Source organism: Anabaena cylindrica UHCC 0172 (assembly GCF_034931625.1).
Taxonomy (GTDB): domain Bacteria; phylum Cyanobacteriota; class Cyanobacteriia; order Cyanobacteriales; family Nostocaceae; genus Anabaena; species Anabaena cylindrica_A.
In genome coordinates this window covers 1-13,438 of sequence record NZ_JAYGGY010000096.1, presented here as the reverse complement: position 1 = coordinate 13,438, position 13,438 = coordinate 1, and the positions used below count along the sequence as shown (strand labels likewise).

Genomic DNA, 13,438 nt, shown 5'->3' with positions numbered 1-13,438 from the left:
AGAGACGCGAATCAACCCGTCTCTACTTGTGATTATCTTTCTTCGTTTTCTAGTTTCGTCTCATCATCGGCATTTTTCATTTCTTCCTTAAAACCCCGGAGGCTTTTCCCTAATACGCTACCAAGTTCGGGAATTTTCTTGGGACCAAAAATCAAAATTGCAACGATGGCAATAATCGCTACTTCTGGCCATCCTAGTCCAAACATATAAGTTTCCTTTTAAGCCACTGTAACTAACTATAAGATTTATTCTGTCCTAATTGGTATATCTAACCACTCACTCAGTTCATGCACCAGCCAATCAAGTTCCGGCTCAGATATTAAATCATTATCATTGCCAAGAATAAATTTTTTCTTTTTACCCGCCCAAATTATAATTTGAGCTTTAATTTCTAATGTCCTAATATGAAGGTCTTTATAAACAGGTTTCCTAATCCTTTGTATTAAACAAATATCCTCTTTTGGTGCTGGTTTAGGAACTTTTATTTTTGTGCCAAATAATTCACGAATTAATGTAATTTGATGTTGATTTATCACTAATCTTATCCTGCCAAACAAGCGGAAAAATAACTTATATATTGAGATAAATCCTGCTGTTAAAAATATCAATAATATTGTCAAAAAGAATGGATTTATTACTGAATATTGGATGTAAAAAGACAGATAAATCCAATTAGTAAAAACTAGAAAAATGCTACTTATAAACCATGCTAATGTAGATACCTTTAAGCCAACTGGTGGAATAATAATTTCTATAAAATCCTGATTTTTAGTTAATTTAATTTTACTATCAGTTGGTTTTTTGGAAGTTAAATTAGTATTGGTTTGTGTTAAAAAATGTGGTTTATCTAAAGCTGTGATTGCTTCATTTGCAAAACGCAAACGGTTCCCTAAACTGGGTTCTATCATCAATTTTAACCAGTTAGTAAAATTTGGACTCAAATTAGTAACTTCTTCAAATTGAATGCGAAAATCCTTTTCTGGTAAATCTGCGGGATGAGAACCGGTAACTAAATAAATGATTGTGCATCCTAAACTATAAAGATCGGAAGCGGGTACAGTTCTCCCTCCAAACTGTTCTTGTGGCATATAACCATAAGTCCCCACAATAGTTCTTGTTCCTGTACCTTCTGTTGCTAAAATTGTTTGTACTGAGCCAAAATCTATCAAATAAACTTCACCAACGTTATTACCAGTCCTGTCTCCCAATAAAATATTACTAGGTTTAAGATCACGATGAATTACAGGTGGATTTAAACCATGTAAATAAACGAGAATATTGAGTATAGCTTTAGCAATGTGTTTAACTTCTGATTCTGTAAATTTGCGCCCAATTTGTAAGTATTGTTCTAGGGTTTTGGCTGGGATATAAGTTTGGGTGAGGGCAAATCCTTTAAATTCGGGTGAGTTGATTTCAAAATAATCTAAATAGCGAGGTATGCAGGGATGAGATAAAGATTTTAAGGTTTCGGCTTCTCGCTCAAATAATTTCAAATCATCCCATTGAAAATCACTACTAAAAGAAAGTAATTTGACAATGACTAGTTGTTCAGTATTCAAGTCTTTTGCTAACAAGGTCTGTCGTCCAGCTTTTTTGCCTAACTGCTGTTGAACTTGATAGCGATTGGCTAAGATATTTTCCATAAATTTATAAATTTATACCCTAGTTTTTGTAACAAATTTATCATGGCTTAGAGAACTACTAAAAGCCAAGTGAAGAAAAATTCCAAAAATTATCTAAAAAATCTGTTTCCTTTCACCTATTCCGTGCTGTCACAAGTAGGAGTTCATTGCTAAACCCCTACAGACTGGTGATTTCTATATTTAACCAACTGCTTAATTCATGGGCTAACCATTCTAGTTCTGATTCCGACTTGATAGTGAAATTATTAACAACAAACTCAAATTTTTCTACTCCTGCCCAAATCACTAATTTTGCTGGTACTTGAGTTTTATCCCCATCTGAGTCTTTGGTAAAATATCTTGGTGTATAAACCAGTTTATTAATACTTTTTCTTGGTAATGAACGGGGACGACCAATTTTCCATTTCCATAACTTTTCCACAAAAGTGATTTGTTTGTCATCTATACATAAGTTGATACTGCGAAATAAGCCATACAATATTACATAAATTATCGAAAATCCTACAATCCAAAAAGGTATTGAGAACAATGCAAAGGGTATATTACTAGGGAAAGGTGAAGAAAGAGCGCCAATAGTCCAAACTAAAATAAATGAATTCCAGGAAATTGCAAAAATACCAACAAATATCATTGAGGGTTGAAAACCAACTGGGGGAATGGTAATTTCTAGAAATTCGGCATTTTTTGTGATTTGAATTTTGCTCCCTGCTGGTTTACCAACTGTTAAAGCTTCGATATCGTTGTATTGTGGCTGTTCTAAAGCTGTGAGTGCTGCTGTTGCAGTTACAAAACGTTTTTCTAAACCTGGCTCTGTGATTTGCTGCAACCAGTTAGTTAAGCTGGGTCTAAGATTAGCAAGTTGCTGAAATTGAATGCGAAAATCCTTTTGGGGTAAGTCTGCTGGGTTAGTACCCGTGACCAAATAAATCAGAGTTGCGCCTAAACTATAAAGGTCAGAAGCTGGAACGGTGCGCCCACCAAATTGCTCTTGTGGCATATAGCCGTAAGTACCAACTACTGTCCGGGTTGAGCCTTCTGCGGCTAAAACTGTTTGAACTGAGCCAAAATCGACTAGATAAACTTGACCGGCACTATTGCCCGATCGCTCTCCTAACAAAATATTGCTAGGCTTAATGTCACGGTGGATAACGGGTGGATGCAATCCATGTAGATAAATGAGAATCTCTAAAACCGATTTAGCGATCGCTTGCACTTCCATTTCTGTAAAAGTTCGTCCGGTTTGTAAGTATTGCTCTAGAGTTGAGGCAGGGATATAAGTCTGGATGAGGGCAAATCCTTGATAAGTGGGTGAATTTACCTCAAAATAGTCTAAATAACGCGGTATCAAGGGATGTGATAAAGACTTTAAGGTTTCGGCTTCTCGCTCAAATAGCTTGAGATCATCCCATTCAAAATCACTACCGAAAGATAGTAATTTGATAATTACTGATTCACCAGTTGTTAAATCACCGGCTAATAAAGTTCGTCTTCCGGCTTTTTTGCCTAACTGCTGCTGAATTTCGTAGCGATTTCCCAATATTTCGCTATTCATCATGATTGCCTATAAATAGTTTTGCAAAATAAATAAATTGATTTGGTTTAAACGAAGAAATAGGGAATGGGTAATGGGTAATGGGTAATGGGTAATGGGTAATGGGGAATATTTTAGCTGTTTTCTCTCTCCCGACTCCTGCCCCCTGCCCCCTGCCCCCTGCTCCCTGCTCCCTGCCCCCTGCCCCCTGCCTCCCGACTCCTGCCTCCTTTTATAACTCTGAATTTTTTATGCCTTCCCAACTTTGGCCTTACATTAGTCCAGGTATTCCTGATGAATTATTTGAAAATTTACCAGGTATTCCTCTGAGTCCACGAGAATTAAGGTTGTTGTTAATTTCCCAACTGCGACTAAAACCAGATTCTGTGTTGTGGGATATTGGTGCCGGTACGGGTACGATTCCTGTTGAGGTGGGTTTGTTGTCTCCCCAGGGACGGGTAATTGCCGTAGAAAGAGATGAAGAAGTGGCTAATTTAATTAAACGCAATTGCGATCGCTTTGAGGTCAAAAATGTTGAAGTAGTTGAAGGTATCGCCCCAGAGTGTTTACATGAAATTAAGTTGTCTCCTCACCGCGTCTGTATTGAAGGAGGAAAGTCTATTCAAGATATTTTACAAACGGTATGGCGTTATTTACCCTCATCCGGTCGAGTTGTGGCTACAGCTGCTAATCTAGAGAGTCTGTATGCTATTTCCCAAAGCTTTTCTCAGTTAAGAGCCAGAAATATCGAAGTTGTGCAGTCTGCTGTTAACCGCTTAGAGACACGGGGCTTTTCGCAAACCTTTGTAGCGGCTGATCCCATTTTTATTCTCAGTGGTGAGAAACTAGATTAAATCTGTTCGGTTTTCGGTTTTGGATTCAATTCCAAAATCCAAAATCCAAAATCTAAAATTATATTATTATGCCTTGGTCTCGAATTATTAGTGGAATCATTGCGATCGCTCTGGCTTTGACTGCAACCCTATTAGGTGGGTGGTATTTTACAGTGGCAATTGCGATCGTTGTCTTTTTAGGTCAACAGGAATATTTTAATTTAGTACGAGCCAGAGGCATAGCTCCTGCTGCTAAAACCACCATATTTGTCAGCCAAATTTTATTAGCAATTTGCACTCTCGATAGTAGTTTAGCTGATGCTGTCATGCCAATAGCCGGGACACTGATTTGTTTTTACCTGCTGTTTCAACCCCAATTAGCCACCATTGCTGATATTTCCGCTTCTATTATGGGGCTGTTTTATGTAGGTTATTTACCTAGTTACTGGGTCAGGTTGCGAAATCTCGATAGTATATCTATGAGCAATCTCCCCTTTGGTGGTTACTGGCCTAGCAACTGGAACGATATTTTCACCCAGGGAAATTTAACCGCTCTACCACAAGGTTTAACATTTACAGTTCTCACTTTCTTATGTATTTGGGCTGCTGATATCGGTGCTTACATTATTGGCAAGTTTTTCGGTAAAACCCGTTTGTCGGATATCAGCCCTAAAAAAACTGTGGAAGGAGCCGTATTTGGGATCACAGGCAGCGTTATAGTAGCCCTAACAGGAGCTTATTTTCTCGATTTACCTCACTACCTCATTACTGGTTCAGCGTTGGGTTTATTAATTGGTATTGCGAGTCTTTTAGGTGATTTGACCGAATCTATGTTGAAACGAGATGCGGGAGTTAAAGATTCAGGACAATTGATCCCCGGTCACGGTGGGATATTAGACCGCACTGATAGTTATATTTTTACAGCTCCTTTAGTTTACTATTTCGTGACGCTACTGCTAAGTAAGTGGGCGTAAATGTTGATCGAATCAAGTAATTTACGGGTTGACGTTAATTCGTCCATGACATGATAATTGACTAGATGTCAAAGTTATTTCTTTCAGATCGACATCTGAACCCAAATCTAGATGGTATCCAGAATTACCTTCACCAATAATTTCCTGATTTGATTTAATTTGAATTTGTGATAATTGTAATTCTTGCCCATTGAGTAGTTCTAAACTCGCAGAAATCTCTAGGAAAGTAGGTTCACTCTCAAGTAATAGAACACCACACAGTATCAAGCGCTGATTGTCAAGGGTAATTTCCTGCCAAGTAATAGGCTTGGATTTTTGGCAATCTTCTGGTAATAATTTAACCAGTACATCATTTAAAGCAGTCGATAATAACTCAGATGAGAGGGAATTATTAAGATCCTGTTCTTCCACTAGCAGTTCAGCAGCCACTGGTACTACTTCCAACAATTTGAGTGGCTTACCTTTAAGTATTGCTCCAATATTTAACCGTATATTTTCTGCCCAAAGTTGGATACGTGTAACATGGACACCTTGATAAACTGCATTAGTCGCAAGAATAGATACCGAAGGGATAGAACCAGAAAGGAGTTGGCGATCGGTTGATCCAATCTCGACCTCAATCTGAGATACTTGAGTTAATTGGGTTCTCAGCCATAACTTGATTGCTGTAGTTAGAACTTGAGTGATTAATCGTATTTTCTTCCCATTCGTAACGGGGGAACTATTATCTGTCATTTAACAACTCTATTGCCTGTATTTGCTTAGAAATCCACCACCCTTAAACAGTTCTTAACTGTAGCACGTATGACTATTAACTACAAAATGCTAATATTTAAGTTTAAGTATTAAAGGAAGAAGCAATTTTCAGATGGAGGCACGGGTACAAAAAATTATTTCTCAATTGGGTATCGCCTCACGTCGTGAGGCCGAGGAAATGATTAAACAATCACGAGTGCAGATAAATGGGATTTTGGCACATTTAGGTCAAAAAGTCGATCCCCAACGAGACACAATCTGCATTGATGGTAAACCTGTTTGCCAAAGCCAGCGTCCGTCTTTAATTTATTTGTTGTTACACAAACCATCTGGTGTGCTTTCTACTTGTGATGATCCCCAAGGAAGACCTACTGTTTTGGAGTTATTACCGCCAAAATTACAAAAAGGTTTAGGTCTTCACCCCGTTGGGCGTTTAGATGCAGACTCTACAGGCGCGTTGATATTAACAAATGATGGGGACTTGACATTTACGCTAACTCATCCTAGTCATAATATTTCTAAGACCTATCATGTTGTGGTGAAAGGAAATCCTCCAGAAGCAGTTCTAGGGATGTGGCGTAGAGGTGTAGTCCTAGAAGGGAGAAAAACACGACCTGCTAAAATATGCTTAATTGAAAATTTGGCTAACCAAAGCAAATTAGAAATTATTTTACAGGAGGGAAGAAATCGCCAGATTCGTCGTGTGGCTGAACAATTAGGATACCCTGTTATCCAACTACATCGCACCGCCATAGGTTCAATTCAATTACAAACATCAAAAAGCGGATTTCTCGGTTTAGGTGAGTATCGTCATCTCACACCAGAAGAGATTATTTTTTTAAACAAGCAGATAAAGCGGATACCTATTAACAATTAATTTAATTTAAGGAGTGTAGAGAAATCATGAAATGGCTGAGAAGGAAAGATGACAATTCGAGCAACCCGTCAATAGAGCAATTACAAATAGAAAAATTGACCCAATTGGGCAATCAACTTGCGTCATTGCGTCAAGAACAGGGTTTATCCCTAGACGAAATTGTGGTAATGACCAAAATTTCCCGAAGACTACTGCACGCAATTGAAACAGGTAATTTAAACGATTTACCAGAACCAGTTTATGTACAGGGTTTAATTAGGCAATTTGCTGATGCACTAGGGCTGAAGGGAACAGAATTAGCCAGCAATTTTCCCCTCGGTTCTCAACAGGTGAGTTTACAAAGTAGCTGGAATCCTAAACCTGCTGCTCCATTACGTCCTCTTCATCTTTACTTACTTTACATTTTTCTGATTCTCTGCTCTGTCAACGGCTTATCTCAATTATTGAACAAGGCCGCTTTGCAAGCAAATAACCAAAATCAACAAAATGCAGTAAGTAACTCCGATGTAATACCAGATAAACTCCAAGCCAATGAGTGGCAGAAAACCCAATTCAGTAGCACTACTCAAGAAGATAAAGCCGTAGAGATTGGTGTCACATTGAAGTCATCATCTTGGCTTCGTGTTGTCGCTGATGGTAAAACTGAATTTGAGGGAGTGTTACCGGAAGGATCTCATCGCAATTGGAAAGCCTCTGAAGAACTGACAGTAAAAACTAATAATGCAGGTGGTGTTTTGATGAGTGTCAATCAGCAAAAACCCAAGCAAATGGGACAAACAGGGAAAGTAGAAGAAATCAAGATTGCAGCTAAAGTCAAGTCTTGAAAAGCGCTTAATTTAGTTAGAGGGCTGGTTTAACCACTAATTCGTAATTTAAAAGATGAAAAACCTTCACCATAATCACTTACGAAGATAGTCTGCAACCAGTACAGAACTCACGCTGATTGTGACTACGAATGAAGAATTATTTTGACGCTTGTAGAGCAACTAAGTTAAACCAGCCCCTGATCAGAGTACTGAATTTTGAGTAATGATCAGCCTACTCTTAATTTAGATTACAAACTTATGATTAGCTAATCAGGAATTTGTGGGAGCGCGTCCATAGAGTTTGGTAAGATTTTGCAAGCGATCGCACAATTCCCCATTCAAAACCCCAGCCCGATAGCGCCAACCCCAATTACCCTCAGCCGTACTCGGATAATTCATTCTCGCTTCGTTTCCTAACCCTAAAACATCCTGTAAAGGAATAATCGCTTGATTAGCAATAGAACTCAGAGCTAATCGAATTAAATCCCAGTTTATACCATCAGGACTGATTGATCCCAAATAAAGCAACAAATTTTGCTTTTCGTAATCATTTGCAGTATTGAACCAGCCTAAAGTCGTATCATTGTCATGAGTGCCAGTATAAACTACAGCATTTTTGGGATAATTAAAAGGTAAAAACGGATTAGCGGGATCAGAACCAAAAGCAAAATGTAATACCTTCATTCCTGGAAACTCAAACTTATCTCGCAGTGCTTCCACTTCCGGTGTAATAATCCCCAAATCTTCTGCCAAAATGGGTAACTTACCCAACTTCTGTTTAATAGCCTCAAAAAAAGCGACTCCAGGTGCTTCAATCCATTCACCATTAACAGCAGTTTCTTCCCCTTGAGGTACAGCCCAATAAGCCTCAAAACCCCGAAAATGGTCAATCCGAATTATATCCACATAATCCAGCATTGCTTCAAACCTTTGCACCCACCACTTAAAATCTTGCTTTTGCAACTCCTCCCAGTTGTAAACCGGGTTGCCCCATAATTGACCCGTAGAGCTAAAATAATCAGGTGGTACACCCGCCATTAAAGCCGCTTCACCAGTTTCTTCATTTAAAGCAAAATTATCGGGATTTGCCCACACATCAGCACTATCATGAGCTACATAAATAGGGATATCACCAATAATATCTATCCCATTTTGATTGGCATAATTTTTCAATTCTGACCACTGACGGAAAAACTCATATTCAACGAACTTGTAATAGAATATTTCCTCTGCTAAATCTTGTTTTATCTGGGCTAAAGCTGCTGGTTCTCTTTTTGCCAATTCTGGTTCCCAAGTGTGCCAACTTCTACTATTTCGGGCATCTTTGAGCGCCATAAATAAAGCATAATTATCAAGCCAATAGCCTTTGGAATTGCAAAAATCTTCAAATGCTTTACGTTGGACAGCATTTGCTTGAGTTTTAAAATTTCCGAAAGCTTTGATAAGCAGATTAACTTTGATGGGGATAACTTGCTCAAAATCTACCTTATCTACCGGAAAATCTGGTAAATTAGCAAAATCTGCTTCAGTCAAAAAACCCTCATCTACCAGTTTTTCTAGACTAATCAAAAAGTAATTTCCCGCCATTGCTGAGTAGCACATATAGGGAGAATTACCATAAGCAGTGGGGCCAAGAGGTAAAACTTGCCAATATTGCTGATAACTATTTTTGAGAAAATCAATAAAACGATAAGCTTCTAAACCTAAATCCCCAATACCAAAACGACTGGGAAAGGAACTTGGATGTAACAAAATACCGCTTGATCTAGGAAAAGGCATAATTAACCTGAAATATAGGAATCTGTAAAACACGCCTCGAATTTATCATGGCATAGTCAGTATTGACAGTTATTCTTCATGAAGAAATAGGAACAAGGGTGAAGAAATGGGAAGATTAGTAAAAATAAGCATTCACAAATCAATATGAGTTACAAAAATCCTGTACCGACAGTTGATATTATCATCGAATTAATTGATAGACCCCATCGACCAATTATATTAATTGAGCGACATAATGAGCCTTTAGGATGGGCTTTACCAGGTGGTTTTGTCGATTATGGTGAACCTGTGGAGGTAGCAGCACGTCGGGAGGCTGAGGAAGAAATAGGCTTACAGGTGGAGTTGATTGAACAGTTGTTGGTATATTCTGATCCCAGTCGTGATCCTCGTCAGCATACAATTAGTATTGTCTTTTTGGCGACGGCGACGGGTGAGCCTTTAGCCGGTGATGATGCTAAGAATGTGGGGATTTTTGAGCCTTGGTCTGTTCCTGGTAATTTGTGTTTTGACCACGATCGCATTTTGCGCGATTATTGGCGATATCGTCATTATGGGATTCGTCCAAGATTAGGATAAGAGTAATGAACCGCGAAGGCGCGAAGGGCGCGAAGGAAGAGGGGAGAAGTGAAGAAGGAAGCTTTTTTTATTCGTCAGAGGATGTTTGAAAAGTCATGCTGTAGCTTGCTTCCCGTAGGGTACGTAGCGCAGCGTAGTGAAGCATCTCCGAGTAATCGCTCAAACCCTAGATTCTAGAGCCTACGGCACGCTACGCGTTCACGAAGTGTCCCGAAGGGATACGTTCCACTTTGTTCCACTCAGAATGACAAATTATACCTTTTCCAACTTTTCAAACACCCTCTCAATCTAATTGATTTTTGCTGATTCTGTCATCTTTAGTTAGAACAATCCAGCCTTTTTCGCCTACTTGTGGTAGCCAATCTACATCTAAAGCACCTTTATCAAAATGGTCATCATGAATTTCAACAGTGATACCTGCTGTGCGGAGTGTTTCTGGAATAGATTTTTTACCCAAGCATCTATCTATGAAATAGGAAGGAATATCTCTTGGATCAGTTTTTCCATAAAGTTGCATCATTTTATGTATCTGCCAGAGATGTTGATCTTTAATTATTGACTATATTGAGTTGAATAACTAGTTTATTTATTCCGTTTTCACAAAATTTTGCCATGAGGCTTGTAATTTAGCGTTAGGCATTGGTTTATACTGAGTCAGGTTATTTAATGGTGCTTTATGGACGCTGAGGAACTTTTAGAAAAATACGCTGCTGGGGAACGGAAGTTTCATTCTGTAAATCTGAGAGGGGTGAATCTTACAGGTGCAAATCTGAGTGGAATAGACTTCACAAGTGCAGATTTAACAGGGGTAGATTTGAATGATGCAAATTTGAATAAAGCAAATCTTAAAAATACAAATCTCACTAGGGCATCTCTGCTAAATGCTAATTTGAGTGAGTTGGTGAATAGTTTGGGGATAAATTTGACTTGGGCAGACCTCTGTGGTGCTGACTTGAGTAAGGCAAATATAAGTAGTAGCAACTTCAGTAACGCCAACTTGAATAATGCCAATTTGAGGGAAGCAACTATAAATAGCGCTAATTTTAGTAATGCTAACTTGGATAATGCCAATTTGAGCAAAGCAAACTTAGATAATACTAATTTTAGTAACGCTCACTTAAATAATGCTAATTTGAGAGATGCTATTCTACAATCTGCAAATTTCACTGAAGCTTTCTTGGTAGATGCAAACTTGGCCAGAACTAACCTGAATCATGCCAATTTTAGCGATGCTAACTTAACAGATTGTGATTTGAGTCAAACAATCCTCTCTAATGTGACGCTCAAAAATACCAATTTCCAAAGAGCTAAAATTCGAGGTGTTAATTTATCACAGAAAGATTTATCAGGTATGAATTTTTCTGAAGCTGATTTGGGTGCGGCAAACCTCAATGGTGTAAATTTCCAAAAAGCTTGTCTGAAAGGTATAAATTTAGGGAAAGCCGAACTGCAAAAAGTAAACTTGATGAGAGCAAATCTGGACAATGCAAATCTCAAAAAAGCAGATTTAACCGGTGCGAATATTTATGGTGCAACCTTTAAAAATGCTGACCTCACAGGTGCGATAATGCCAGATGGAGAAGTTTATACGACATCTGTTGATTTAGACTTCGATAAACCAGATGCACCATTACCAAAAGATCCAAAAGAGATTTATATTATGACTCGTAAAGTTATCCGTACCGATAAAGCACCTGCACCAGTTGGCCCCTATAATCAAGCAATTCTCGCTTCTGGGCAAATGTTGTTTGTTGCTGGACAAATTGCTATTGATCCTCGTTTGGGTGATGTTGTCTACACAGAAGATGTAGTTAAACAAACTGAACAGGTAATGAGAAATATTGAAGCTATTCTGACAGAAGCAGGAGCTACATTTGCAAATGTGGTTAAAACTGGTGTATTTTTAGCTGATATGAATGATTTTGCCGCTGTAAATGCGGTTTATGCAAAATATTTTCCTGAAGATACAGCCCCCGCACGCGCTTGTGTGGAGGTGTCGCGTTTACCTAAAAATGTGTTGGTAGAAATTGAGTGTATTGCTGTAATGGGTGGTTAATTAACCACTTTCCTTTGTCTTTTCTGTGCCTCTGTGGTTAGAGGATGTTTGAAAAGTGGTTAGTGATGTATTAAAAACTTTAGATCCTCCTAAATCCTCCTTAAAAAGGAGGACTTTGAGCCAATACTGCTCGGTTAAGGAAATGTAGGTTGGGTTGAGCGACAGCGAAACCCAACAAAATCCTTGATAATGTTGGGTTTCGTGCCTCAACCCAACCTACCATATAATGACTTTTGAGGCTTAACCGACAAGTATTGGGACTTTGAGCAGGTTATTTCCCCCTTTTTAAGGGGGGTTAGGGGGGATCTCGATACAAGCTTAGACTTTTCAAACACCCTCTTAGAGAGATTACTTTTAAACTGTAGAGACACAGAGAGAGAAAAAGATTTTTCAAGTGATATTGAAAGGGTTAGTTCTATAGATTAGCCTTGATATTATTAAAACTCAAACGTAAGAATTCAGGAGTCAGGAAAGAAGAATGAAGAAGAATATTTTTCTTTTCTGTTCCCTGCCATATCAAATATTTTGTATCCTGAATACTTACACTCAAACACTTTTTAAATTAGGCTCGTTGTCTATGACGACGACTATTTTTAATTTCCTTTGGCTCAATTATAGTAACTGCTTTTTCTAAAGGTAAAGTCCGAACAGAGTTGTTAAAAACATTGACTTGATAAACCAAGTTATTGGTGATGTCTAATCCTGTTAACCAACCGCTACGCAGATGATAAGCACCTGTGTCGATGTCTAGCCACCCTTGTCCTTGTGCTAATTGACCAGGAGCAACGCCAGGTAGAGTAAAGGTGATAGTATGACCGACGATAATTAACTTATCGCTAAAATATGGCTGTTCCATGCTGTGAAACTCTTCACGTATCCAGCAAAGTTCATCAGGGGTTTGTTCTGAAACTGATTTATTGGGGTCTACACCTGCATGGGTTAACCACACATCTCCCAAGTCAATATAGGTGGGTAAATTCTCAAACCAATCTAGATGATCTTGGGGAATTTGGGCTGTTTGATAACTGCTAATAGTTGCCTGTCCGCCACTATATAGCCATGCCTGTATTGTTTGATTAGAATTAAATTTGTTGTTATTAATTGCATTTAATAACATCTGCTCATGATTACCTAGCAGACAATCATAGTTATTTCGTTTGACAAAATCTACTACTTGTGCGCTTTGAGGACCACGATCTATTAAATCCCCCAAAAAATAGACTTTTTCTGCTGATGTAGGTGCAATTTTCTCCAACAGGATCATTAAACCTTGGTAGTAACCATGTACATCCCCGATAACAATTCTGCGTGGACTAATTTCGTTCATCGGCTCTAGCTCTAAATAAATTTACTAGCAAGTTTTATTACGGTTTTATTTTTCTTATTTCCGTATGTACGGATCACTAAATACTTGATTTCTTGTTAACAAAAATATTAAGTGACTTATGTTTAAATTTTATCAGATATAACATAACTTTTCTGGAAATTAGCCAAAGTTTATAAAAAATTAATCGAAACCTGGTTTTAGGTAAGTTTTTAAAGCGGTACTGTAGCTTATACTAAAAACGGGTTAAAAGTGTCATTCTGTAGCTTGCTTCCCGTAGGGT

Annotated in this window: 13 protein-coding genes; 6 read left to right on the top strand and 7 right to left on the bottom strand. The window is 38.3% G+C overall.

The genetic code is table 11. The features are described from left to right. Positions 1-32: 32 nt before the first annotated feature. The 3 genes from tatA to VB713_RS21455 all read right to left on the bottom strand — a co-directional run bounded on the left by tatA (position 33) and on the right by VB713_RS21455 (position 3,195). Positions 33-206 (bottom strand): twin-arginine translocase TatA/TatE family subunit, encoded by a 174-nt coding sequence (tatA, locus tag VB713_RS21465; RefSeq protein ID WP_323313537.1) that lies wholly within the window; start codon positions 204-206, stop codon positions 33-35. Between the two features lie 39 nt (positions 207-245). Next, positions 246-1,643 (bottom strand): serine/threonine-protein kinase, encoded by a 1,398-nt coding sequence (locus tag VB713_RS21460; RefSeq protein ID WP_323313536.1) that lies wholly within the window; start codon positions 1,641-1,643, stop codon positions 246-248. 157 nt (positions 1,644-1,800) lie between these two features. Continuing rightward, the gene (locus VB713_RS21455) at positions 1,801-3,195 is read right to left on the bottom strand and encodes a serine/threonine-protein kinase (RefSeq protein WP_323313575.1); all 1,395 of its coding nucleotides are present in this window, start codon (positions 3,193-3,195) and stop codon (positions 1,801-1,803) included. 230 nt (positions 3,196-3,425) lie between these two features. Here VB713_RS21455 and cbiT point away from each other — a divergent pair, with 230 nt between their 5' ends. Together cbiT and VB713_RS21445 are read left to right on the top strand one after the other, a co-directional pair. Further along, on the top strand, positions 3,426-4,028 hold the full coding sequence (cbiT, locus tag VB713_RS21450) for a precorrin-6Y C5,15-methyltransferase subunit CbiT (RefSeq protein ID WP_323313535.1): 603 nt from the start codon (positions 3,426-3,428) through the stop codon (positions 4,026-4,028). A gap of 68 nt (positions 4,029-4,096) precedes the next feature. Next, complete coding sequence (locus VB713_RS21445) at positions 4,097-4,981, top strand: phosphatidate cytidylyltransferase (protein ID WP_323313534.1); 885 nt, start codon at positions 4,097-4,099, stop codon at positions 4,979-4,981. A gap of 21 nt (positions 4,982-5,002) precedes the next feature. On the opposite strand, the gene VB713_RS21440 is transcribed toward VB713_RS21445, so the two are convergent. After that, positions 5,003-5,716, bottom strand: coding sequence for a DUF2993 domain-containing protein (locus VB713_RS21440; protein WP_323313533.1), 714 nt, complete (start codon positions 5,714-5,716; stop codon positions 5,003-5,005). 133 nt (positions 5,717-5,849) lie between these two features. Between VB713_RS21440 and VB713_RS21435 the strand changes: the two genes are divergently transcribed. Next, positions 5,850-6,614, top strand: a complete 765-nt coding sequence (locus VB713_RS21435) for a pseudouridine synthase (RefSeq protein WP_323313532.1) — start codon at positions 5,850-5,852, stop codon at positions 6,612-6,614. Positions 6,615-6,640: 26 nt separating this feature from the next. Then, entirely contained in the window at positions 6,641-7,438 is a 798-nt protein-coding gene (locus tag VB713_RS21430; RefSeq protein ID WP_323313531.1) for a helix-turn-helix domain-containing protein, read from the top strand. A gap of 252 nt (positions 7,439-7,690) precedes the next feature. On the opposite strand, the gene malQ is transcribed toward VB713_RS21430, so the two are convergent. After that, positions 7,691-9,199, bottom strand: coding sequence for a 4-alpha-glucanotransferase (gene malQ / locus VB713_RS21425; protein ID WP_323313530.1), 1,509 nt, complete (start codon positions 9,197-9,199; stop codon positions 7,691-7,693). A gap of 144 nt (positions 9,200-9,343) precedes the next feature. On the opposite strand from malQ, the gene VB713_RS21420 reads away from it, so the two are divergent. Further along, entirely contained in the window at positions 9,344-9,775 is a 432-nt protein-coding gene (locus VB713_RS21420) for an NUDIX hydrolase (RefSeq protein ID WP_323313529.1), read from the top strand. Between the two features lie 283 nt (positions 9,776-10,058). Here the strand turns inward: VB713_RS21420 and VB713_RS21415 are convergent, their stop codons facing one another. After that, complete coding sequence (locus VB713_RS21415) at positions 10,059-10,295, bottom strand: hypothetical protein (RefSeq protein WP_323313528.1); 237 nt, start codon at positions 10,293-10,295, stop codon at positions 10,059-10,061. 156 nt (positions 10,296-10,451) lie between these two features. Here VB713_RS21415 and VB713_RS21410 point away from each other — a divergent pair, with 156 nt between their 5' ends. Beyond that, positions 10,452-11,831 carry a Rid family detoxifying hydrolase gene (locus VB713_RS21410; protein WP_323313527.1) on the top strand — a complete coding sequence of 460 codons (1,380 nt, stop codon included), beginning with the start codon at positions 10,452-10,454 and terminating at the stop codon, positions 11,829-11,831. 562 nt (positions 11,832-12,393) lie between these two features. Here VB713_RS21410 and VB713_RS21405 read toward each other — a convergent pair. Continuing rightward, positions 12,394-13,158: a metallophosphoesterase family protein gene (locus VB713_RS21405; RefSeq protein WP_323313526.1), complete on the bottom strand. Its 765-nt coding sequence runs from the start codon at positions 13,156-13,158 to the stop codon at positions 12,394-12,396. Between the last annotated feature and the right edge of the window lie 280 nt (positions 13,159-13,438).

What these genes read in the sequence shown, in the direction of transcription:
- VB713_RS21430 (WP_323313531.1), top strand. Translation starts at nt 6,641, where the DNA reads ATGAAATGGCTGAGAAGGAAAGATGACAATTCGAGCAACCCGTCAATA.
- VB713_RS21460 (WP_323313536.1), bottom strand. Translation starts at nt 1,643, where the DNA reads ATGGAAAATATCTTAGCCAATCGCTATCAAGTTCAACAGCAGTTAGGC.
- cbiT (WP_323313535.1), top strand. Translation starts at nt 3,426, where the DNA reads ATGCCTTCCCAACTTTGGCCTTACATTAGTCCAGGTATTCCTGATGAA.
- VB713_RS21410 (WP_323313527.1), top strand. Translation starts at nt 10,452, where the DNA reads ATGGACGCTGAGGAACTTTTAGAAAAATACGCTGCTGGGGAACGGAAG.
- VB713_RS21445 (WP_323313534.1), top strand. Translation starts at nt 4,097, where the DNA reads ATGCCTTGGTCTCGAATTATTAGTGGAATCATTGCGATCGCTCTGGCT.
- VB713_RS21435 (WP_323313532.1), top strand. Translation starts at nt 5,850, where the DNA reads ATGGAGGCACGGGTACAAAAAATTATTTCTCAATTGGGTATCGCCTCA.
- VB713_RS21455 (WP_323313575.1), bottom strand. Translation starts at nt 3,195, where the DNA reads ATGAATAGCGAAATATTGGGAAATCGCTACGAAATTCAGCAGCAGTTA.
- VB713_RS21440 (WP_323313533.1), bottom strand. Translation starts at nt 5,716, where the DNA reads ATGACAGATAATAGTTCCCCCGTTACGAATGGGAAGAAAATACGATTA.
- VB713_RS21405 (WP_323313526.1), bottom strand. Translation starts at nt 13,158, where the DNA reads ATGAACGAAATTAGTCCACGCAGAATTGTTATCGGGGATGTACATGGT.
- tatA (WP_323313537.1), bottom strand. Translation starts at nt 206, where the DNA reads ATGTTTGGACTAGGATGGCCAGAAGTAGCGATTATTGCCATCGTTGCA.
- VB713_RS21415 (WP_323313528.1), bottom strand. Translation starts at nt 10,295, where the DNA reads ATGATGCAACTTTATGGAAAAACTGATCCAAGAGATATTCCTTCCTAT.
- VB713_RS21420 (WP_323313529.1), top strand. Translation starts at nt 9,344, where the DNA reads ATGAGTTACAAAAATCCTGTACCGACAGTTGATATTATCATCGAATTA.
- malQ (WP_323313530.1), bottom strand. Translation starts at nt 9,199, where the DNA reads ATGCCTTTTCCTAGATCAAGCGGTATTTTGTTACATCCAAGTTCCTTT.